Genomic DNA, 20616 nt, shown 5'->3' with positions numbered 1-20616 from the left:
ACTCATGCACCGCAGACCGGACGACGTGCCCACCATGGTGTTCGACTGGGGCTCCATCAAGTGGCACATCACGCCGGGCACCGTGCCGGGCGCGTCCTCCACCTTCGGCGAGGTCGTGATCAACCCGAACAAGGGGCACGACCGCCACCTGCACCCCTTCTCCGACGAGGTGCTCTACATCATCGAAGGCGAGGGGCGCCAGACGGTGGGGGACGGGCCCGAGTTCGCGGTCAAGGCCGGCGACGCGGTCTACATCCCGATGGGGACACTGCACTCGACGTTCAACACCGGGTGGCGTCCTCTGCGGATCATCGCCACGTACACGCCGGGCGGCGCCGAGGACGCGCTGCGCGACCTGCCCGATTTCGCCGAGTTGGCGCCCGGCGAGCAGCCCACCTGGGAGGCCGTCAAGCAGGGGTGACCGGAGGCGTCCCGTGGGTGTGGAAGGAGGCGATCGTCTTCAGCCCCCACGCCTGGCCCTTGGCGCGCTCGGCCTCCGTCCACGTGATGGTCCGCCAGTCGGGGGCCAGGATGAGCCTGGTCAGCGGGTTGCACAGCTCGATGCGGTTGCCGCCGGGCTCGTAGACGTACAGGAAGAAGGTCTGCTGGATGGCGTGCTTGTGCGGGCCCGTCTCGATGAAGACGTCGTTCTCCAGGCAGATGTCGGCCGCCCGCAGGATGTCCTCGCGCGAGTTCGTGGCGAAGGCGATGTGGTGCAGCCGGCCCGAGGAGCCCGACCAGTCGTCGGTGTAGACGAGGTCGTAGGACTTGCTGCCGAAGTGCAGCCACTGGGCGGAGATCCGGCCGGAGTCCAGCATGATCTGCTCGGTGACGCGCGCGCCGAGCACGTCGCGGACGAACGCGCCGTTCGCCGCGGCCTCGGCGGCCAGGAAGTTGATGTGGTCCAGGCGGCGCACGCCGACGCCGTGGCCGGGGAAGGCCTGCGGCTGGTTCTTCAGCGCCGGGCGCAGCTCCTCGGGGGCCTCGTACCACTCCGACTCCCAGTACAGCCGCAGCTCGTGGCCGTCCGGGTCGTGGAAGGCGTACGTCGGGCCGCGCCCAGGCTCGCCGTCGCGCCAGCCGATGCCCAGCCCCGCATCCTTGATCGCCAGCACCCTGCGGTCGAGCGCCTCCTGGCTGCTCGCCCGCAGGCCGGTCGCGCGCAGGCCCGAGGTGTGGTGCGCGGTCAGCGTCAGGCTGTGGTGCTCGTAGTCGTCGTAGGTGCGCAGGTAGACCGAGTCGCCGTCCTGGCCCGCGGCCGTCATGCCGAGGATGTCGGTGAAGAACCACAGGCTCCGCTCGGGCTGCGGGGTGAGCAGTTCGACGTGGCCGAGGTGGGCGACGTCGTGCAGCAGGGCGTTCACGGCTTTCCTTCCCGTGGGTAGACCGTTCCGTCGAAGAGCTTGCGCGCGGTGCGCACGCTGGCCGCCCGCAGCGCGGTCGGCGGGTCGGTGGACAGGTCGAGCTCCACCTCCACCTCCAGGTGGCCGGTGGGGTGCTCGACGTCGAACCGGCTGCCCTCGGGCAGGCGGGCGTGCCGCCGCGCCACGCCGTCCGGCAGCAGCGCCGCCGTGACGGCGCTGATCGCGCCCAGCACCCCGATCGCGGTGTGCGGGCGGACCGGGATGAACGTACGGGTGCACAGCGCCCCGCCGTCCCTGGGCGGGGCGACGAGCGTGGTCTTCGGCACCGACTCGGCGCTCACGTCGCCGAGGCCCATCAGCTCGCCCGCCTGGAGCCGCAGCGACTGGATCCGGTCGAGCAGGGCGCGGTCCTCCGCCAGCTCCTGGTGCGACTCGTAGCCGGTGACGCCCAGGTCCGTGGCCGCCGCGACGACGACAGGCATGCCGTTGTCGACGCAGGTCACCTCGATGCCGTCGATCACGTCCACGGCGCGGCCGGTGGGCAGCAGCCTGCCGGTGGCAGAGCCTGCGGTGTCGGCGAAGCCCAGCACCACGGCGGCGGCCGTGCCCGGCACTCCCGCGATGGCGGTGCCGCCCCGGTAGTCGACCCGGCCGCCCGGCGTCGGGAAGCTCGCGGTGGCCGACCCGCCGGTGTTGACCAGGCGGATGCGCACCTCGGTCCGGTCGCCGGTGGGCGCGACGAGCCCGCGTTCGACGGCGAACGGGCCCACGCCCGCCAGGATGTTGCCGCAGTTCTGGCGGCTGGAGACGACCGGCTCGTCCACGGTGACCTGGAGGAAGAGGTAGTCCACGTCGGCGGACGGGTCGGTTCCGGCCGAGACGACGGCGACCTTGCTGGTCAGCGGGTGGGCGCCGCCGATGCCGTCGATCTGGCGCGGGTCGGGGCTGCCCAGGACGCGCAGCAGCAGGTCGTCGCGCTCCGCCGGGTCGCCGGGCAGGTCGTCCGCCAGGAAGTAGGCGCCCTTGGAGGTGCCGCCGCGCATGAGCATGCAGCGCACCCCGTCATCGGTCACCGTCGTACTCCTCGTAGGTGATGCCGAGGCCGGGCAGGCGCTCGCGCAGGCCGTACCGGTCGAGGCCCAGCTCGCCCTTCAGGAAGGCGGCGCGCGTGGTGGCCTCCTTGTCCGCACGGGCGGCGGACGCGGTGAGGGCCCGGTCGAGGTCCTCGCGCGGGCAGACCAGCACGCCGTCGTCGTCGGCCAGGATCGTGTCGCCCGGCCTGATGAGCTGCCCGCCGATCGTGATCGGCACGTTCACCGCGCCGGGGGTCGCCTTCACGGTGCCCTGCGCGCTGACGGCCGCGCTCCAGGCGGGGAAGCCCATGGCGCGCAGCTCGGCCACGTCGCGCACGCCCGCGTTGATCACCACGCCGCGCACGCCGCGATGGGCCAGCGCCGTGGCGAACAGCTCGCCGAACATGCCGTCCGTGGACGGCGACGTCGTGGTGACCACCAGGATGTCGCCTATCTGGCACTGCTCGACGGCGACGTGGATCATCAGGTTGTCGCCCGGCCAGGACAGCACGGTGACCGCGTTCCCGCCCGTCCTGGCGCCCGGCCAGGCGGGACGCAGGCCGGGGCCGAGGTAGCCGGTGCGGCCGAGCGCCTCGTGCACGGTCGCGACGCCGTACCCGGCCAGGGTGTCTATCCGGCGCGGGTCGGCGCGCGGGATGCCGGTGATGACCACGTTCCTCACGACAGCACGTCCGTGACCTGCGGGTACAGCCGCATGTACGCCTCGCCCATCGTGTCGTGCGCCAGCCCCAGGTTCGGGCCCGCGTTGCGCTTGAGCTGCACGCCGCGGCGCTTGGCCAGGTCGGTGTAGTAGTCCCACATGTGCTGCTGCGCCGGCAGGCACTCCATCGCCTTGCGCTTCCTGTCGAACACCGGGGTGATGTCGAGCAGCACCTCCGGCTTGAAGTCGCACTGCTCGGGCTGGTGCGGCTCGAAGAAGAACACGGGCGGCGCGCCGAGCGGCTCACCGGGCGCCTCGTAGCCGATCGCCTGCGCCAGCACGCGCGCCTGCAGCGCCATGCGGGCCGCGGCCGGGTGGTCGCCGTTGTACGGGTCGGCCAGCGGGTGCGTCAGCACCACGTCGGGCACCACGTCGCGGTAGACGCGGACCAGCCGGTCCACCAGCTCCCGGCTCTCCACCAGGGGGTAGTCGCCGGCGTCGAGGAACTCGATCTCGGCGCCCAGCTCCGCGGCGGCGTGCTCCGCCTCCTCGCGCCGGATCGCCTTGATCTCCTCCAGCGTCTTGCCCGCGCGCCACGCCTTCGCGGACTCGCCGCGCTCGCCGTAGCTCAGGCACACCACCTTGGCGCGCTCGCCGCGGCCAGTGGCCAGGGCTATCGCGCCGCCCGCGCGCCAGACGAAGTCGCCGGCGTGGGCGCTGATCACCAACAGGGTACGAGAAGAGGTCACGCCGCTGACGCTAGGAGCCCGGCGACCAGATTGTCAACATTATCGGGTTTGATGTCGCTTCTTTGGTGGGATTGGTGGCGGTTTGGCATGGATATCGGACAACATTGTCAACGATATGGCTTCGGGTGGGAGAGGATGACGTGTATGGACACACCTCAGGTGGCGCTGCTCGGTTACGGCGAGGTCGGTCATATTCTCGCCGCAGGACTGGCGGGGAAGGTACGGCTGCGCGTGTACGACCCCGCGTACCCGCCGGGCGACGCGGTCGTCGCCTCCAACGCTGACGCCGTGCGCGGGGCCGACGTCGTCATCGCCGTGACCACCGGGGCCGACAGCCTCACCGCCTGCGCCGAGTCCCGCCCCCACCTCGGGCCCGGCGCGCTCTACGCCGACCTGTCCACCGGCGCGCCCGGCGACAAGCGGCGGATCGCCGAGCTGCTGGAGCCCTCGGGGGCGGCGGTCGTGGACGGGGCGATCATGGCGCCGGTCCCGCTGCGCGGCCTGGCCACCCCCATCCTGGCCAGTGGCGCCTCCGCGGACCGGTTCGCCGCCTTCGCGAGCGGGCTCGGCATGTCCGTGACGCCCATCGGCGGGTCGCCGGGGGACGCCGCCGCCCGCAAGCTGCTGCGCAGCGTGCTGGTCAAGGGGCTGAGCGCGCTCGTCATCGAGTCGCAGCGGGCGGCGCGGGAGGCGGGGCTGGAGGGGTGGTTCTGGGAGCACCTGCTGGAGACGGTCACCGCCGCCGACGAGGAGTTCGTGGTGCGGCTGGTCAAGGGGGCGGGGCAGCACGGTGTGCGGCGGGTGCACGAGATGGAGGCCGCCACGCGGATGCTGGAGGAGCTCGGCGTGCCCAGCACCATGACGCGGGCCACGACCGCCACGCTCGACGAGGTCACCCGCACCGGCATCCCACCCATCCCGGGCACATGACCCGCGTCCGGCCCGGGTCCGGCCTGAGCCCGGCCCGCGTCCAGCCCAGCCCCGCCCGCGTCCGGCCCCCGGTCCGCGTCCGGCCCGCGTCCGACTGGCGTCTGGCGCGTGATGCGTGTCCGGGTGTGTGGCGCGCGTCCCGGGCTCTGACGTGTCAGTCGGGGGTGACCTCCAGCGCCTTGGCGACGCTGCGCAGGTGCTGCTGCATGGCCGTCTGGGCCGCCTCCGGGTCGCGGGCCACGATGGCCGCCACGATCAGCTCGTGCTGCGGCAACGACACCGCCGCCCGTCCCGGCTGCCGGGCCAGCCGGAACTTGTGCCGCACCACCTGCGCCCCCAGCCGCTCGATGATCGCCGCGGACGTCCCGTGCTCGGCGATCTGGCGGACCTCGGCGTGCAGCGCGGCGTTCAGCTCCGAGTACCGGTCGAGGTCGTTGCGCTCCACCGCCACCCGCATGTCGGCGACGATCTGCCGGAGCCGTGCGGCCTGCTCGGGCGTCACCCGCTCGGCGGCCTTGGCGGCGGACAGGCCCTCCAGCACCATCCGCACCTCAGTGATCTCGATGGCCTCCGCCTTCGAGATCGCCCGCACACGGGCGCCCTTGTTGCGTAGGATCTCGACGAGCCCTTCGCCGGCGAGCTCCTTGAACGTCTCGCGCACCGCGGCGCGCGGGGCGCCGAACTGCTCGCACACGTCCGCTTCGACCAGCCGCTGGTTGGGCACGAAGTCCCCGCCGAGTATGGCCGCTCTGACCCGGTCGGTCAGCGTTCGCGCGTCCGGGGTCCCTGAGCTCACGGGATCCTCCTCCAGTCCATGGTTGACAATATTATGGACAATCACCCCGCGATGGCGCGCGTCCTGAGCCGCCGGGCGCTTTGATCGTTTTCCTCAGATCTGTCGGTGGCCTCCGGTAAGTTCCCGGATCAATTGATCAGCCGGCCGCGTGGGCGCGGGCACTTCCGCCTGCGCGCGGGCCGGCGGGGCGGGAGGTTCTGAGGTCGTGGACGCGGACAGTACCGCGTGGGAGCGGCGCAGCGTGGTCCGGGTGGTCCCACCCGTGGAGCCGCGCAAGCTCGCCAAGGTGCCCTTCGTCGAGCTGGCCGACGGCCGGCTCCAGGGGGTCGTGTCGAGCGGATCCGACATCGAGCGGGTCTACGTCTCGTCGATCACGGCGGGCACGCACGCGCTGAGCTGCAGCACCAACAACAACCGGCCATGCGGGGCGCTGCACGGTTACGCGTGCAAGCACATCCGCATGCTGGCCGACGAGGCCGTCGTCCAGTACGGGCTGGACCGGGTGGCCCGCTACCTGCGGGTCGAGGTGCCCGAGGGCGGCAACCTGATGCATGAGATCACCGGGCACGTCGAGCGCACCCCGGCGGCCGTCGTGTTCAGCCGCTTCCTGCGCCACCTGGCCTACCTGGAGGTGCCCGACAGCACCGAGCCGCTGGCCGAGCTGCACTGGTTCCCGGCGACGGGGGCGGTGCGCTGATGCCGATCGCGTACAAGTCAGACAAGGCGGTGTGCTGATGCTCGACGTACAGCTCAGTGAGCTGCTCGGCGACGCCCCGGCAGGGGTCGGCGAGGCGCTCGACCTGGTGGCGGGGTTCGACGACGCGCTCACCCTCGGGCTGGCCAGGCTCGGCGAGGAGCCGGCCGCGGCGCTGGCCGCCCTGGCGGGCGCGCTGGCCGGCACCCCGATCGGTGAGCGGGTGGGCGAGGCCGTGGAGAAGGTGGCCGCCGGTTCCGTGGCCGACGAGCACCTCGCGGCGCTGGCCGGCGCCCGTGCCGCGCTGTTCGGCGCGGTGCACGACGCGCTGCTCGCCCGCCTGGACGGGGCGCTGGGCCGCACCCGCGCCACCTGGGAGGCCAGCGCGGGCAAGGGCGAGGTGGCCGGCAATCTGCTGGCCGGCTGCCGGGTCTGGCTGCGTGAGCTGGCCATCGTCGGCTGGCGCGGCGTCGATCACGACCTGGTCTCCTCGGCCGACCAGACGATCGAGGCGCTGCTGGCCGTGCCCGGGCTGCGCGGGCTGGCCGTGCTGCTCGACGGGCTGGCGACGGAGCTGCGGGCGTCGAGCCCGGTGGCCACGATGGACCGGCTGCCCGCCCGCCGGTGGGCCGACCTGTGGACGCGCGCCATGCTGCTGTCCCAGCACGGCCCGTGGCACAGTGGCACGCACGGCGGCGACGCGGAAGAGGTGTCAGGACGGCTGCTGGTCCTGGGCGCCGACGTGCACGAGCACGCCACCGTCGTCCGCGTCCAGGTGCACGCGATCCTGGAGCGGGGCGGCGAGCCCGGCAGGCTCGTCCGCACCAGCGTGGCCGCCGCGAAGGTCGACACCATCGTCGGCCCGACCGTGTGGCGGCTGCTCGGCGGCCACCCGGTGCTGCTGGCCGCGCTGGCCGAGCATCGCAGCGTGGACATCACGGACATGCCGCTGCTGCCCGGCGGCGACCTGGTGTGGCACGACGACAGGGCCCGCGCGGGGGAGGAGGCCGACCCGTTCGCGATCGCGCGGGTGCAGCTCGCCGCCGCGACGCCGCCGGCGGTGACCCCGCTCGACCGGCATCCCGTGCGCATCGCCGAGCCCGTCCTCGTCGAGGGTTACAAGTGCGACGGCGAGACGATCGACCTGGGCGGCAACAAGGTTCCGCTCGACCTCGACCGGCTGCCGTCCTGCGGCCCGCTCACCCCCGCGCTGGTCAAGGCGTCCACGGGGTGCATCGGGCTGGTGCGCTGGGACGGCGGGCGATGGTCGCTGCAGCCGCTCGCCCTGCAGTCGGCGGTCAAGAAGCAGCCGGTCACGGTGCACAACGGCGACTGGGCGCTCGGCCCCACCGACCCCAAGGCGGCCAAGGCCGAGGCCAGGAACGGCGACGTGGTCGCGGTGCTGCGCGAGCGAGCGGGACGGCTGCTGCGGAAATGACCGAGACACCTGCCACCGAAGCCACGCAGACCGCCGACGAGACCCGGCGCCAGGTGCTCTACTGGCGCCTGATGTCCCGGCTGTTCAGCCCCGACGAGCAGCCCGCGCTGGAGACCGCCAGCCTCGGCATCGTCGGCGACCTCGACCTGCCGCTCGCCCTGCTCGACCCCGGCGTGTCGGTCGACAACCTGGTGCAGCGCTTCCCCGGCCTGGCCGCCGAGTTCGACGGCCTGATGGCCGACAAGGAGCACGAGGCGGGCGACGAGGTCCGCCGCGCGGCCCTGGTCTCCAAGCTGCTGCTGAACGTCTTCGCGACGGGCTCGGGCAACGTCAGCGCCGCCCAGCTCGAGAGCTGGAAGCAGGACGCGGGCTGGTTCGAGCGCGGCATGGGCTGCGAGCCAGGCGGCCTGCGCCACAGCCAGGGCAACGAGGAGCTGGCCAAGGTGCTGGCCGGCCTGGAGGGCGACCTCGTCAAGCGCATGCATCTGCGCGAGGTGCTCGCCGACCCGGCGCTGGCCGCGCAGCTCACGCCGAGCATGTCGCTGATCGAGCAGCTCCTGCGCGACAAGTCCAACCTTTCCGGCGTCGCGCTGGCCAACGCCAAGGCGCTGATCCGCAAGTACGTGGACGAGGTCGCCGAGGTGCTGCGTACACAGGTGGAGAAGACCAGCTCCGGCGTCATCGACCGGTCGGTGCCGCCCAAGCGGGTCTTCCGCAACCTCGACATCCAGCGCACGATCTGGAAGAACCTCACCAACTGGAACGCTGAGGACCAGCGCCTCTACGTGGACCGGCTCTTCTACAAGCAGACGGCGCACCGCACCACCCCGGCCCGCCTGATCGTGGTCGTCGACCAGTCGGGCTCGATGACGGACTCGATGGTCAACTGCACCATCCTGGCCTCGATCTTCGCGGGGCTGCCGAAGGTGGACGTGCACCTGATCGCCTACGACACCCGGGCGATCGACCTGACGCCGTGGGTGCACGACCCGTTCGAGGTGCTGATGCGCACCAACCTCGGCGGCGGCAACAACGGGCCGGTGGCGATGGCCATGGCCCGCCCCAAGATCAGCGACCCGCGCAACACCGTGATGGTGTGGATCTCCGACTTCTACGAGTTCGGCGCCTCCCAGCCGCTCTACGAGGGCATCGAGGCCGTCTACCGGTCGGGCGTGAAGTTCATCCCCGTCGGCTCGGTCAACAGCTCCGGCGTGCAGAGCGTCGAGCCGTGGTTCCGCAAGAAATTCAAGGACCTGGGCACCCCCGTGATCTCGGGTCACATCCACAAGCTCGTCTTCGAGCTCAAGAACTTCCTCACTTAGGAGACTGGCGAATGAGTGACATGCTGCGCGCCCCCGCAGAGGTGAAGTACGCGGAGGAGCTCGACTACCTGGAGTCGATCGACACCTCGCCCAAGCCGTTCTCCTGGCGGCTCAGCCCCCGCATGATCCGGGTGTTCGTCCTCGGCTCCGAGCGCGCCGACGGCATCGAGCGGGAGATCCCGCAGAAGTGGTTCGGCGACCGGAGCTTCGTCGAGCGCGCCATCGTGACGCTGGCATCCGACCGCGGCCTGCTGCTGATCGGCGACCCTGGCACCGGCAAGAGCTGGCTGGCCGAGCTGCTCGCCGCCGCGATCTGCCGCAACTCGACCCTCGTGGTGCAGGGCACGGCCGGCACCACGGAAGACCACATCAAGTACTCGTGGAACGTCTCCATGGTCATCGCCAAGGGCCAGTCCCGCGCGTCGATGATCCCCTCGCCGATCATGACGGCGATGGAGCGCGGCGTGATCGGCCGCTTCGAGGAGCTGACCCGCTCCACCAGCGACGTGCAGGACGCGCTCATCTCGATCCTGTCGGAGAAGTACGTCTCCATCCCCGAGCTCGACGACGACAACATCGTCTTCGCCCAGCCCGGCTTCTCCATCATCGCCACCGCCAACAGCCGCGACCGGGGCGTCAACGACCTGTCCTCGGCGCTCAAGCGGCGCTTCAACTTCGTCCGCATCCCCGTCGTGACGAACAAGAAGAGCGAGGCGGAGATCGTCCGCTTCCGTACCGAGGAGCTGCTGCGCAGGCACCAGATCGAGCTGGACCTGCCGCCCACGCTGCTCGACATCCTGCTGCAGAGCTTCGCCGACCTGCGGTCGGCGGCGGCCTCGGCCACCAGCGACGACGAGAAGCTGGAGTCGGCGCTGTCCACGGCCGAGCAGATCGGCGTGCTGGAGGACGCCATCCTGCACAGCCACTTCTTCGGCGACCGGGTGCTGCGCGCCCAGACGCTGGCCGGGTCGCTGGTCGGCTCGCTGGCCCGGCGCAGCCCAGAAGACCTGGCCATCCTCAACAAGTACTGGCACGGCGTCGTCGAGCCCCGCAGCAAGAAGGCCGGCGGTGAGTGGCCGGAGTTCCTCGAGGGCGGCCGCGAGGCCATCGCCACCCTGTCATGACCGGACGCACGAGCGAGCGGGCGGGCGCCCGCACCGGCCCCTTCGACGCGCTGCGCGGGCAGCTCCTCGACGCCGCCGAGCAGTTCGCCGGCAGCCCCGTCGCCGTGTCCGGCATCCTGTCGGGCCTGGTCGAGGACGTGGACCGGGCGCTGCGTGAGGAGCTGGAGATCTTCCCGGTCTGCCACCACTCGCCGGCCTCCGCGCTGGCGATGCTGCGCAGGCTGCGCGAGAAGCAGCCGAAGGTCATCTACCTGGAGCTGTGCGAGGACCTCCAGCCTCTGCTCACCGAGCTGCGCAACTGCCGCCTGCCGGTGGCGCTGCAGGCGTTCGCGACGGACCTCGACGGCTTCCCGAAGGAGTCCGCGCCGCTGTCCGTGGTGGCGCCCATCACGGAGGCGTCGGCCGAGTACCAGGCCATCGCGTACGCGCTGGAGACCCCCGGCGTCGAGCTGGTGCTGGTCGACCGCTCGACCGACCACGTCTTCCAGTGGGCGCCGAAGGAGGAGGAGCCCGCCACCCCGAAGGACGAGGAGGCGGCGCTGCACGGCGACGCCGTCGGCGTCGAGATCGGAGACCTGCGGCCCGGCTTCGCGGAGCTGGAGGATCACCTGCTGCACCACGGCAAGGTGCGCCACTGGTCGGAGTGGTGGGACCAGTACGTCGAGCAGCCCCTGTCCGGCGCGGACTACGACACCTACCGCCAGGTCATGGTGCTGATCGGCAGCCTGTTCCGCCGGCTGCGCCCCGACGGCGGCCGGCTGGCCGTGGACGAGGAGCGCGAGCGCTACATGTGGGCCAGGATGCGCGAGCACCTGGCCACCTCGGGCGCCGACCCGGCCGACTGCCTGTACGTGTGCGGCGCCTTCCACGCCGCCAGCCACGTCGAGCAGTTCGGCCTGAGGTCCGAGGCGCCGTACGAGATCAGCCCACGCACCGCCACCAAGTGGCTGTACGGCCTCATCCCGTCCAGCCACTCGGCCATCGAGGCGCAGTTCGGGCTGGCCTCCGGCTCGGTGTCGATCGCGGCGGCCACCTGGGCCAAGGCGCTCACGCGCGGCAAGCTGACGCCGTTCCAGCTCGAAGGGCAGAAGGGCGCGCGCAAGCGGGCGGCCAAGCTGCCCGCGCCCGCCGCGCCCGCGGGCGAGGTGGCCGACAAGCTGACCGGGTTCCTGTCCAGGCCGCCGGCGCTCGACCCGCTCGACGACGCCGAGCTGGTCGGCTGGTCGGTGGACATCGTCCGGCTGGCCCGCCGCAACGGCTACCTGGCCAGCACGGCCGACGCGATCGCGGTCTACGAGACCTCGATCCTGCTGGCCGGCATGCGCAACCGCGCCAGGCCCACGCCGTACGACTTCCAGGACGCCGCCGTCACGTGCATCGAGAAGGACGCCGTGCCGGGCAGGCGCGACATCCGGCGGCTGTGCGAGATCCTGCTCGGCGGCGACCGCGTCGGCGAGGTCGGCTACGACGCGCTGCCGCCGCTGGCCAGGAACGTCTACGACCGGCTCGCGCCGCTCGGGCTGGACCTGGAGAAGCGCACGATCCAGCGGGCGCTGCTCGACCTGAACGCCGAGCCCGACCTGGTGCCCTGCTCCGACCTGCTGTGGATGCTGCGGTACCTGCTGCCGTCCGACGCGGTGCGGCCCATCATGGGCGAGCGCAGGCTGGGCGAACGCTCGATCCAGGAGAGCTGGGACCTGGCGTTCGGCAAGCACCAGCGCTCGATCATCGAGCTCGGCTACGAGGGCGTCACCATCGAGCAGGTGCTGGAGCAGCGGCTGCGGCGCTCGGTGCACGACCCCAAGGCCACGGCGGCGGTCGCGCTGGCGGCGGTCGAGGACTCCATCCTGTTCCTCGGCAGCCGGCGCTTCGCCGACGAGCTGGGGACGCGCGCGGTGGAGTTGCTGTCCGCGGAACGCACCGTGGACGACGCGCCCGAGGTGCTGCGCCGCATCCGGCGGCTGCTCGCCTACTACCGGGCCAACGAGCCGGAGCTGCCCGCCTGGTGCGAGTCGTTCGTGACGACCGGCTACGCGCACTACTGCACGCTGCTGCCGACGGCCTTCGTGGACGACGACACCGGCGTCCGGCAGGTGGCGGCCATGCTGGGCTTCCTGTTCACGATGGAGAGCCTGGCGCTGGCGCTCGGCTGCGACAGGGCGCAGCTCGAACTGGCGGTGCAGCAGTCGCACCCGGAGTCGCCCGACAAGGTGGCGCTGCTGTGGGCGGCCCACCACCAGCTCGGCCTCCTGCCGATCGCCGACCTGCGGGCCCGCTGCGACGAGCTGCTCGCCAACCCGCTGGTCGTGCCGTCGTTCCCGCTCTACATCATGGGGTTCGTGCAGGCCATGGAGCCCGCTCCCGGGCTGTCCGGGTTCGTGGTGGAGGTGATCTCGAAGGCGTTCGGACGGCTGCCCGACAACGTGCTGCTGCCGTGGCTGCCCAAGCTGATCACCACGCTGCGGGACGGGGCGGCGGAGCTGGTGCCGGTGCTGATCCGCGAGGCGGGGCGCACCTTCCCCGGCTCGCTGACGGCGGTGGACGCGTGGGTGCCGCCGTGGACGGCCCGCCCCAGGCCTCCTGCCGCCACGTCCGCGCCGGTGGCTTCCGGGCCTGTGGCGTCGCTGCTCCTGGCGCATCCGGACGCGTGCGACGCGGTCGCGGGGGTGCTCGGGTGCTCGGGCGAGTGGCTCGCGGCCGGGGGCGATGAGCATCGGGAGGTGAGTGCGCTGCTGGCCGGGCATCCTGAGCCGGTGCTGGCGGTGGCGGGGCTGCTGGCCTGACGGATCGCCGGTCGGGTCACGTGCCGCGTGGCCCGGCCGGTGGTGGTTGAGAGGATTTTTGTCATGAAATTTGATGACTCGGGGGAGATGCTGCGGGTCTGTGTCGAACGGCTCGGCGAGAAGGCGGGCGGGCAGCTCGTGGCCATGGCCCGGCGCGGCTTCCTGCTGGACCGTCCGATGGCCGCCGCGCATGCCACCGGCCATGACGCCGCTCGGGTTGGCGCGCCTGCCACCGGCTGGTGTCGGCTGGGTGGGCCCGCGTTGCTCGAACCCGGCACTGCGTGGCCCGAGGTGGGCGGCTTTCCCTTGTCCCCGCACGCCGTGCTCGACACCGGCGCCCTCGCCCCCTGGCTCGGGGAGGAGCTGCCCACGCGACCCGGCCTGCTCAACTTCTTCTACCTCGACCCCGACGTGCCGTACGAGGTGTACAAGGACCTGGACCTGTCCGACCCCGAGGCGTGCCGCGTGATCCCCGCCGACCCCGCGCGCGCCGTCGAGACGCCCGCACCGGAACCGGCGAGGAGCTACCCGGCCACCCCCGTCCACGCGGCCCCGGTGACCATGCTCCCCGACTGCTGGGACGTCGAGGAGGGCGACCTCGACTACGACAGGGACGAGCACTGGGGCGTCCCGTCGCTCCTCCTCAACACCATGGACGGCCTCGACGGCAACACCGCGGGCCACCACTGCGCCTTCGGCTGGCCCGACACCTCCTACGCCTCCCCGGTCACCGGCCGCGACGCCGACGGCCCCGCGATCCACCTGCTCCAGCTCGCGGAGGACGCCGAGCTCGGATGGGGCTGGGGAGACGCCGGGACGATGTACTTCACGATCCCGGTGAAGGCGTTCCTGGCGGGCGACTTCAGCCAGGCCGGGGCGGACATGCGCTGCTGCTGAACTTCCGTGGGCTGTCCCTCGGCTCGGTCGGCGACGCGGGCCCGTCCAATCAGCCGGTCGTCGTCGCGGGGCCTGTCCGTCAGCCGGTCGTCGTCGCGGGGCCTGTCCGTCAGCCGGTCGCCGTCGTCGGGCGGCAGGTGGTGCCGGGCGCGGGCAGGCGCAGGTCCATCAGGTACGCGTTCGCGTGCGCGATCGTGCACGCGTCGCCCGACAGGTACAGCCCGTGGCCGTGCCCGTCGTACCGGACCGTCGCCGACCCTGGCACCCGCCGCACGATGTCGGCCGTGCTCGCGTAGTCCCCCCACGTGCCCGCGCCGAGGAACGGCGGCAGGCCGGCGGGCAGGGGGCCGGCCGGGTTCTTCACCGGGGTGGGCCAGCCCACGCAGCCGAGCCGGTGCCACACCCCCGTGCCGGCGAGGTTCGGCGACAGCTTCTCGCCCATCGCCCGGACCGCCTGGTACTCGCGGTAGTCGCGGTAGCGGAGCCCGTCCGCGCAGTGGGTCATGTTCATGGCCACCGGCGACATCAGCTTCGGGCTGCCGGTGCCCGCCTTGATGTACTTCGCGAACCCGCCCGCGTTCCCCGCCTCGGCTTGCCTGATGGCCTGGGCGAGCTGCCGCCAGCGCGGATACTCGGGCGCGGGGCCCGGCGTGCGCAGGTTCGGCATCGCGGCCGTCTGCAGGTCGAACCCGGTGTAGGTGGCCGAGTCGCCCTCGACGGGCAGGGGCGTGCGGTCGGCCGTGGCCACCAGCTTCCGCCAGCGCGCGCCCATGTCGCCCGGCCCGCAGACGTCCCGCACCGACGCGCACCACTCCACGAACCGTCCGAACTGCTCCTCGCCCTCCTCGAACCGCGCCCGGGCGTCTGCCGTGGTGTCCCGGAGCTGGTTGATCACTCCGTCCAGGTACACGGCCCGGAGCCGCTGGGGGAACAGGCGGGCGTACGTGACGGCTGTGACGCCTCCGTACGAGGTGGCCAGGAAGCTCAGCCGCCGCTCGCCGAGCGCGGCCCTGATCGCGTCGATGTCGCGCGCCACGGACGCCGAGTTGAAGTTGTCGTAGAACGCCGGGTCGGCGTTCCTGCACTTCAGCGCGCCCTCGCGGATCGTCGCGCCGAGGCGGGCGTACTCGGCGCGGGTGCGGGGCGGGGTGATCCACGGGCCCGTCGTGAAGCACTCGCGGGGGAGCAGCCCGTACGTGGCGGCGTTGCGCGGCTCGAGGCTGACCACGTCGAACCGCTCACGCAGTTTCGTGAAGTCGTCGCGGTCGCCGGTGAGGTCGTCGATCCCGGAGACGCCGGGGCCGCCGGGCACGCTGAACACCGTGCCCTCGGACCGTCCGGTGGCGGGCAGCTTGGCGACCTTGATGGTGATCTTGCGCCCGCCCGGCCTCGCCCAGTCGACCGGCACCTGGACGGTCGAACAACGCAGGTCCTGCGGACGTTCGGGGCCCTCGCAGGGGCCCCAGCGGAGTGTGTCCTGTGCCGCGGCGGGGGTTGCCACGAAGGTGCCGGCCAGGGCGATGATCGCGAAAAGTCTCATGCCTCCAGGCTCGTCGTTCCCTGCCCTGACCTCGATCGTGGTACGGCCCGTCTTCGAGGTAGTGCCAGGACTAGCTCAGCCTCAGAAGGGGCCGCTCTCCGGATGACCCGCCTTGATGACGGCCTTGCGGGTCTTGGCGTCCAGCTTCTTCTCGCTGACGACCCTGCCGGCCGCCGTCGAGCACCCGCCGCAGCCCGAGAACCTGGTGTCGGTGTGGAAGGTCATCTGGTCATAGGCCGTGGAGTCGCCGTCCGGCGAGCGAGGCGGTGCCCGCATATTCGCCGGTCGCCACTTCCGAGGTGTTCTTCAGCATGAATTGCAGGCTCGCCGGAGTGACGCCCAGGTCGAGAACGCTGTTTCGCGCCCGGAGGTCTTCGCGTGCACCCAGGAACGTGTTTTGGCGATGCCGGCATTGGTCACGTAGGCGTTTCTGCCCTCGGCGACGACGCGGTAGGGAGGGCCGGCGCCTTTCTGCCGTGTGGACATGCTGACCCGCAGGTCGGCGCCGCACACGCTGCCCTTCCCGAAGCCCAGGGTGCCGGATGTGCGGGTGTTCACCTGCACCTGCATGGCCTGGTCGTCGACTGCCGCGCGCCTGTCCGGGAAATGAAAACCCGACGAAAAGCGCATGACCATTCCATGACAAGCACCAGGAAACCCGCATATATCGCCATAGCAGGTAATCCGGCGGGCCGGGCGGAATCGTAGTATCCGTGCTGAGGCTCCTGCGCACGGGGGAGAGGTGGACAGTGTCACGTCCGCGACAAGGAGAGAACCTCGGGCGGATCGCTGGATACCGGCTCACCGCGTTTCTCGGGGAAGGCGGGCAGGGGGCGGTCTACCTGGGGCTGAGCCCGTCCGGCGACGAGGTCGCGATCAAGGTGCTGCACGCCAGGATGTCGGACGACGCCGAGGCCCGCCGCCGCTTCTTCCGCCAGGTCGAGCTGGCGCGCCGCGTCGCGCCCTTCTGCACGGCCCGGGTGCTCGACATGGGGATGCACGACGAGCGGCCGTACATCGTGAGCGAGTACGTACGAGGTGACTCGCTCGAACGGGTCGTCCGGCGGGACGGGCCCCGCACGGGCGGCGGCCTCGAACGGCTCGCGGTGGCCACCGCGACCGCGCTGGCCGCGATCCACCGGGCCGGGGTGGTGCACCGCGACCTCAAACCCGGCAACGTCATCCTCGGCCCCGAGGGGCCGGTCGTGATCGACTTCGGCATCTCGCGGGCGCTCGACCATGCCGTCACCCAGACCGGTGCGGTGGGGACGCCGGGGTACATGGCGCCCGAACAGGTCAGGATGGATCCGGTCGGGCCGGCGGCGGACGTGTTCAGCTGGGCCGCCACCATGGTGTTCGCGGCTACGGGGCGGCGGGCGTTCTCCGGGGACTCGGTGGCGGCTGTTCTGCGGGCGCTGTTGTATGAGGAGCCTGAGGTGGCGGGGGTGCCGGGGGCGTTGCGGGGGCTGGTGGTGACCTGTCTGGACAAGGATCCGGGGCGGCGGCTCACGGCTGATGAGCTGGTTCGCGTGCTGACCGGTGGGGACGGTCCGGAGGTCACGCGGGATGCGGCCGGTGCGAGCGGCGGCGTGGTGGGCGGCGGCGTGGCGGGCGAGGGGGCGGTGACCGCGCCTTGGGATCCGGCTGACGAGACCGGCCGCACGACGCGAGCCCTGACCTCGCCCCCACCCACCTCGCCCCCACCCACCTCGCCCGCGCCGCCCACGCGCATGCCGCCCACGCCCACCTCGCCCGTGTCGCCCACGCCCACCTCGCGCACCTTGCCCGTGTCGCCCACGCCTGTGTCGCCCACGCGCACGGCGCCCGGATCCGCACCGCCCGCACCTTCACCACGCAGGCAGAGGGTGCCGCGGCGGGCGTTGCTGGCCGCTGGGGTGGCCCTCGTGGTCGTCGCCGCCGTGCTGACGGCGACCCTGTGGCCCGAACAGCCCGGCCCAGGCACCGTGACCCCCCTGGTAGCCACCCTCAGCACCACCGCACAAGGCACCCAGCCGAGCGAGCCCCTCCAAGGCCACACCAACGACATCCGCGCAGTGGCCCTCGGCACCCTGGGCGGCGCCCCCGTAGCCCTGACCGGCTCGGACGACGAGACGGCCCGCCTGTGGGATCTCCGCACCTCAAGGCAACTGGGCTCCACCCTCGAAGGCCACACCGAATGGGTCAGGTCGGTGGTGCTCGACCAGCTCGACGGCACCGCGATCGCCGTCACCGCGAGCGACGACGACACCGCCCGCGTCTGGGACCTGCGCACCGGCGAGGCTCGCGTCCTGTCCGGCCATGGGGGCGACGTGAAGGGCGTGGCCACCGTCCGGATGGGGGACCGGCACGTAGCGGTCACCGCGTCCGCCGACGGCACCGCCCGCGTGTGGGACCTGCGCACGGGCAAGCCGTTCGGCAAGCCGCTCACCGGCCACGACGGCGCGGTCTGGGGCGTGGCGGCGGGGCAGGTCGGCGGCCGGGCCATCGCGGTGACCACCGGCGACGACGGGACCGTGCGCGTCTGGGACCTGGCGTCGGGCAAGCAGGCCGGCGCGCCGATGACCGGGCACACCGGCTGGGTGCGGTCGGTGGCTCTCGGGAACGTGGACGGGGTGCCGGTGGCGATCACCGGCGGCGAGGACACGACGGCCAGGGTCTGGGACCTGACGACCGGGAAACCCATCGGCGGGCCCCTGACGGGACACACGGGGCCGGTCTGGTCGGTGGCGATCGGCAACCTGGGGCAGGTTCCGGTGGCGGTGACCGGCAGCGAGGACAGGACGGCTCGCGTCTGGGATCTGAACGCGGGCGCTGAGCTGGGCACGCCGTTCACCGGGCACGACGACGCGGTGTGGGCGGCGGCGATCGGCCTGCTCGACGGCAGGCCGATCGCCGTCACCGGCGGGCGCGACCAGACGGCACGCATCTGGCCGCTGAACCGCTGACCGGCGGACCAAGGACGTCGCGTCAGCCCAACCGCTGACCGGCAGGCTGAGGATGTCGTCAGCCGAGGACGCGCGCGAGCCGTGGAACCCGCCGCACCACCAGCCAGTCCACCAGCAACACCACCACCATCGTCACCCCCGCCAGCGGAAACACCACCCCCAGCACCCCCATGACGGCCATCACCCCATAAGCGGTCCGCCGATCCGTGGGCCGGGCCGGAGCGCCGGCGCGCCCACGGGGGCGGCGCTTCCACCACATCCACGCCCCGGTGACCACCAGCGTGACGATGGTGAGGCAGGCGCCCAGCATCACGACCAGGTTGGCGGTGCCGTAGCGGCGTCCCTCGTGCAGGGCGACGCCCTGCTCGACGGCCTTGGCCAGCACCCCGTACTCCTCCCACCCGTACGACACCAGCACCCGCCCGCTGTACTGGTCGACGTGCAGTGTCTGCGCGGCGGACGGGTCGCGGCGCGGGTCGGTCACGATCGTGTAGACGCCCTGCGGGCCTTCCGGCAGCAGGACCTTGAGGTCGCATTCGCCCGGCGGGCAGGACCGGATCGCGGGCCTGGCGGCGGCCAGGGCGTTCTCGATGGGCAGGGCGCCGGGCTGCAGGACGCCGTGCGCGGCGTGGTGTCCCGCGTGCCCGTCCTGGGAGGGCGGGACGGGCAGGCGCTCGGCCGCCCAGGGCACCTTGGCGTCCGGGTTGCTGGAGAGGTCGCCGGACAGGGACGGGTCGGAGGTGTGCGGGAAGTCGCCGGCGCTGGGGTAGGTCGAGCCGGTACGCTCCTGGACGCGTTGCAGGGCGTCGCCCCACACGCCCGACCACGGCAGGCCGGACAGGACGAGGAAGACGACCACCGCGCCCCCGCCGAGCCCCGTGAGGATGTGCAGCCGCCGCAGCCGCCCGCGTCCAGGGCGGGTGGGCTTCCTGCGGGTACGCCGGCCGCGCCACCACAGGTAGGCGCCGGTGGCGACGAGGATCAGCGCCCAGCAGGCGGCGGTCTCGACGACGCGGTCCCCGACGGTGCCGGACATCAGCTCGCCGTGGATGGTCCGGACGACGCGCATGAACGTGGCCCCGTCGTCGATCTGCCCGGTCACGGTGGCCGTGCCCGGATCGACGTACACGGAGACGCCCTGCGCCCACGGGCCCGTCTCGGCGCCCTGGAGGATCACACGGGTGGTGCGGTCGGCGGACGTGGGCGGGATGACGGACATGACGGGGGAACCCGGGCGGGCCCGCTGGGCGGCGGCGATCTGCTCCGACAGGGGGCGGGCGGCGGTGACGGGTTCGGCGAGGGTGCGCACGTCCTGGTAGCGCCACTCCTCGAAGGGCTCCTTGAACAGGTAGATGCCGCCGGTGACGGCCAGGACGAGCAGGACGGGGGCGACGAAGAGCCCGGCGTAGAAGTGCCAGCGCCACACGGTGCGGTAGCGCTGGGACGGGGCTTTCGCCGTCGTGGGCGGAGTGGTCGTTTCCGGGCGCGTTTCGACAGAGGTCATGGGGGGCTCCGTTCCGGAGGCGCGCGTGTATGGGGCCGGGCGCGCACCGCGTTCAGGCAGGGGGAAGGCAGGCGTGGGGACGGCGGGCGTCCGCACGCTTCGTGGTCACGAAATGCCGGGTTCGATCCCCTGCCGTGGCGGCCCCCGCCGGCACAGAGCCCAGGCGAGCACCTGTGAGGTGAGAACGCCGCCGGAGCCGGCGGTCAGTGGTGTCTTCGACCTGCGTGGCGGGGTGGGGCGTGCGGTCAGCAGGGCCCACAGGCCGGGGAGTGAGCAGGCCAGCAACCGCAGCAGCAGGGCGAGCGCCGTCTCGCCGCGATCCAGCCACCACGCCGACACGGCCGCGACCAGCACGTGCGCGATCAGCATCCCGAGCCCGCCGTAGAGCCCGCCGCCGTGATGATCGACGTGGGATGGGTGATGGACCGCGGAGGAGGAGGTGAAGAGCTGGTGCATGCCGTACTGGGCCGCGAACGACGCGGCGAGCAGCGTACCCGTGGATCGTCGCCGACGGGCCAGCGCGAACGCGCCCGCACCCGTTGCGGCCGTCGCCACGACCACCGTGCCCAGGCCCGCGATGGGCCCTCCGGCCAGGACGTGCATCCCGAGGGCGGCGAGCACGCACACGACCGCGAACACCGACGCCCGCAGCCCGCGCAGGCCGGGCCGCCCGGCCTGCGCGGTGTCCCTGCTGCCGGTGCCGCGTCCCTTCTGGTCGGAGTTCATGCGCGATCACCGCTCACACGGACAGATACGGCGGCCCGGCGGGCGAGGTTCAACGCATGTGAGACAAGTT

19 protein-coding genes are annotated in these 20616 nt (G+C 72.3%); 9 read left to right on the top strand and 10 right to left on the bottom strand.

The window, feature by feature from the left end; all coding sequences use genetic code 11:
• Positions 1–4: 4 nt before the first annotated feature.
• Entirely contained in the window at positions 5–421 is a 417-nt protein-coding gene (locus FXF51_RS17560; protein WP_148435555.1) for a cupin domain-containing protein, read from the top strand.
• Here FXF51_RS17560 and FXF51_RS17555 read toward each other — a convergent pair.
• The 4 genes from FXF51_RS17555 to FXF51_RS17540 are packed head-to-tail and all read right to left on the bottom strand — an operon-like array spanning position 408 to position 3847.
• A complete protein-coding gene (locus FXF51_RS17555; RefSeq protein ID WP_148435554.1) occupies positions 408–1364 on the bottom strand; it encodes a catechol 2,3-dioxygenase in 957 nt (318 codons plus the stop codon). The two genes, FXF51_RS17560 and FXF51_RS17555, sit on opposite strands and share 14 nt — an antisense overlap.
• Entirely contained in the window at positions 1361–2437 is a 1077-nt protein-coding gene (locus FXF51_RS17550) for a 4-oxalomesaconate tautomerase (RefSeq protein ID WP_262379599.1), read from the bottom strand. The genes FXF51_RS17555 and FXF51_RS17550 overlap by 4 nt, the downstream gene beginning before the upstream one ends.
• Positions 2427–3119, bottom strand: a complete 693-nt coding sequence (locus FXF51_RS17545; protein WP_148435553.1) for a 4-carboxy-4-hydroxy-2-oxoadipate aldolase/oxaloacetate decarboxylase — start codon at positions 3117–3119, stop codon at positions 2427–2429. Before FXF51_RS17545 ends, FXF51_RS17550 begins: the two co-directional genes overlap by 11 nt.
• Positions 3116–3847, bottom strand: a complete 732-nt coding sequence (locus FXF51_RS17540) for a PIG-L deacetylase family protein (protein ID WP_148435552.1) — start codon at positions 3845–3847, stop codon at positions 3116–3118. Before FXF51_RS17540 ends, FXF51_RS17545 begins: the two co-directional genes overlap by 4 nt.
• A gap of 144 nt (positions 3848–3991) precedes the next feature.
• Here FXF51_RS17540 and FXF51_RS17535 point away from each other — a divergent pair, with 144 nt between their 5' ends.
• Positions 3992–4777 (top strand): NAD(P)-dependent oxidoreductase, encoded by a 786-nt coding sequence (locus tag FXF51_RS17535; RefSeq protein ID WP_148435551.1) that lies wholly within the window; start codon positions 3992–3994, stop codon positions 4775–4777.
• 154 nt (positions 4778–4931) lie between these two features.
• Here the strand turns inward: FXF51_RS17535 and FXF51_RS17525 are convergent, their stop codons facing one another.
• Positions 4932–5573 carry a GntR family transcriptional regulator gene (locus tag FXF51_RS17525; RefSeq protein WP_148435550.1) on the bottom strand — a complete coding sequence of 214 codons (642 nt, stop codon included), beginning with the start codon at positions 5571–5573 and terminating at the stop codon, positions 4932–4934.
• A 205-nt stretch (positions 5574–5778) separates the two neighbouring features.
• Between FXF51_RS17525 and FXF51_RS17520 the strand changes: the two genes are divergently transcribed.
• The 6 genes from FXF51_RS17520 to FXF51_RS17495 all read left to right on the top strand — a co-directional run bounded on the left by FXF51_RS17520 (position 5779) and on the right by FXF51_RS17495 (position 13831).
• Positions 5779–6270, top strand: coding sequence for a hypothetical protein (locus FXF51_RS17520; RefSeq protein ID WP_148435549.1), 492 nt, complete (start codon positions 5779–5781; stop codon positions 6268–6270).
• A 37-nt stretch (positions 6271–6307) separates the two neighbouring features.
• A complete protein-coding gene (locus tag FXF51_RS17515) occupies positions 6308–7705 on the top strand; it encodes a hypothetical protein (protein ID WP_148435548.1) in 1398 nt (465 codons plus the stop codon).
• Positions 7702–9027, top strand: a complete 1326-nt coding sequence (locus FXF51_RS17510) for a vWA domain-containing protein (protein ID WP_148435547.1) — start codon at positions 7702–7704, stop codon at positions 9025–9027. The genes FXF51_RS17515 and FXF51_RS17510 overlap by 4 nt, the downstream gene beginning before the upstream one ends.
• Before the next feature lie 11 nt (positions 9028–9038).
• Entirely contained in the window at positions 9039–10151 is a 1113-nt protein-coding gene (locus FXF51_RS17505) for an ATP-binding protein (RefSeq protein WP_148435546.1), read from the top strand.
• Complete coding sequence (locus FXF51_RS17500; RefSeq protein ID WP_148435545.1) at positions 10148–12934, top strand: DUF5682 family protein; 2787 nt, start codon at positions 10148–10150, stop codon at positions 12932–12934. Before FXF51_RS17505 ends, FXF51_RS17500 begins: the two co-directional genes overlap by 4 nt.
• 63 nt (positions 12935–12997) lie before the next feature.
• A complete protein-coding gene (locus tag FXF51_RS17495; RefSeq protein ID WP_148435544.1) occupies positions 12998–13831 on the top strand; it encodes a DUF1963 domain-containing protein in 834 nt (277 codons plus the stop codon).
• Positions 13832–13940: 109 nt separating this feature from the next.
• Here the strand turns inward: FXF51_RS17495 and FXF51_RS17490 are convergent, their stop codons facing one another.
• The 3 genes from FXF51_RS17490 to FXF51_RS17480 form a co-directional block, all read right to left on the bottom strand.
• A complete protein-coding gene (locus FXF51_RS17490; protein WP_148435543.1) occupies positions 13941–15371 on the bottom strand; it encodes an alpha/beta fold hydrolase in 1431 nt (476 codons plus the stop codon).
• An 81-nt stretch (positions 15372–15452) separates the two neighbouring features.
• On the bottom strand, positions 15453–15647 hold the full coding sequence (locus tag FXF51_RS17485) for a hypothetical protein (RefSeq protein WP_148435542.1): 195 nt from the start codon (positions 15645–15647) through the stop codon (positions 15453–15455).
• Positions 15648–15677: 30 nt separating this feature from the next.
• On the bottom strand, positions 15678–16001 hold the full coding sequence (locus FXF51_RS17480; RefSeq protein WP_148435541.1) for a hypothetical protein: 324 nt from the start codon (positions 15999–16001) through the stop codon (positions 15678–15680).
• Between the two features lie 119 nt (positions 16002–16120).
• On the opposite strand from FXF51_RS17480, the gene FXF51_RS17475 reads away from it, so the two are divergent.
• Positions 16121–18316 (top strand): serine/threonine-protein kinase, encoded by a 2196-nt coding sequence (locus FXF51_RS17475; RefSeq protein WP_148435540.1) that lies wholly within the window; start codon positions 16121–16123, stop codon positions 18314–18316.
• A 58-nt stretch (positions 18317–18374) separates the two neighbouring features.
• Here the strand turns inward: FXF51_RS17475 and FXF51_RS17470 are convergent, their stop codons facing one another.
• Entirely contained in the window at positions 18375–19820 is a 1446-nt protein-coding gene (locus FXF51_RS17470; RefSeq protein WP_148435539.1) for a PepSY-associated TM helix domain-containing protein, read from the bottom strand.
• Between the two features lie 105 nt (positions 19821–19925).
• Positions 19926–20546 (bottom strand): hypothetical protein, encoded by a 621-nt coding sequence (locus tag FXF51_RS17465; protein WP_148435538.1) that lies wholly within the window; start codon positions 20544–20546, stop codon positions 19926–19928.
• Positions 20547–20616 lie beyond the last annotated feature (70 nt).

Origin of the sequence: Nonomuraea sp. PA05 (genome assembly GCF_008086045.1) — a bacterium.
In the GTDB taxonomy this organism is placed as follows: domain Bacteria; phylum Actinomycetota; class Actinomycetes; order Streptosporangiales; family Streptosporangiaceae; genus Nonomuraea; species Nonomuraea monospora.
The sequence above is the reverse complement of the archived record's forward strand: the minus strand, read 5'-3'. Positions and strand labels throughout refer to the sequence as shown.

Bases quoted from the DNA above. Each gene is read 5' to 3' on its own strand.
- FXF51_RS17495 (WP_148435544.1), top strand. From the start codon at position 12,998: ATGAAATTTGATGACTCGGGGGAGATGCTGCGGGTCTGTGTCGAACGG.
- FXF51_RS17480 (WP_148435541.1), bottom strand. From the start codon at position 16,001: ATGCGCTTTTCGTCGGGTTTTCATTTCCCGGACAGGCGCGCGGCAGTC.
- FXF51_RS17515 (WP_148435548.1), top strand. From the start codon at position 6,308: ATGCTCGACGTACAGCTCAGTGAGCTGCTCGGCGACGCCCCGGCAGGG.
- FXF51_RS17490 (WP_148435543.1), bottom strand. From the start codon at position 15,371: ATGAGACTTTTCGCGATCATCGCCCTGGCCGGCACCTTCGTGGCAACC.
- FXF51_RS17465 (WP_148435538.1), bottom strand. From the start codon at position 20,546: ATGAACTCCGACCAGAAGGGACGCGGCACCGGCAGCAGGGACACCGCG.
- FXF51_RS17485 (WP_148435542.1), bottom strand. From the start codon at position 15,647: ATGCGGGCACCGCCTCGCTCGCCGGACGGCGACTCCACGGCCTATGAC.
- FXF51_RS17505 (WP_148435546.1), top strand. From the start codon at position 9,039: ATGAGTGACATGCTGCGCGCCCCCGCAGAGGTGAAGTACGCGGAGGAG.
- FXF51_RS17470 (WP_148435539.1), bottom strand. From the start codon at position 19,820: ATGACCTCTGTCGAAACGCGCCCGGAAACGACCACTCCGCCCACGACG.
- FXF51_RS17560 (WP_148435555.1), top strand. From the start codon at position 5: ATGCACCGCAGACCGGACGACGTGCCCACCATGGTGTTCGACTGGGGC.
- FXF51_RS17500 (WP_148435545.1), top strand. From the start codon at position 10,148: ATGACCGGACGCACGAGCGAGCGGGCGGGCGCCCGCACCGGCCCCTTC.
- FXF51_RS17510 (WP_148435547.1), top strand. From the start codon at position 7,702: ATGACCGAGACACCTGCCACCGAAGCCACGCAGACCGCCGACGAGACC.
- FXF51_RS17535 (WP_148435551.1), top strand. From the start codon at position 3,992: ATGGACACACCTCAGGTGGCGCTGCTCGGTTACGGCGAGGTCGGTCAT.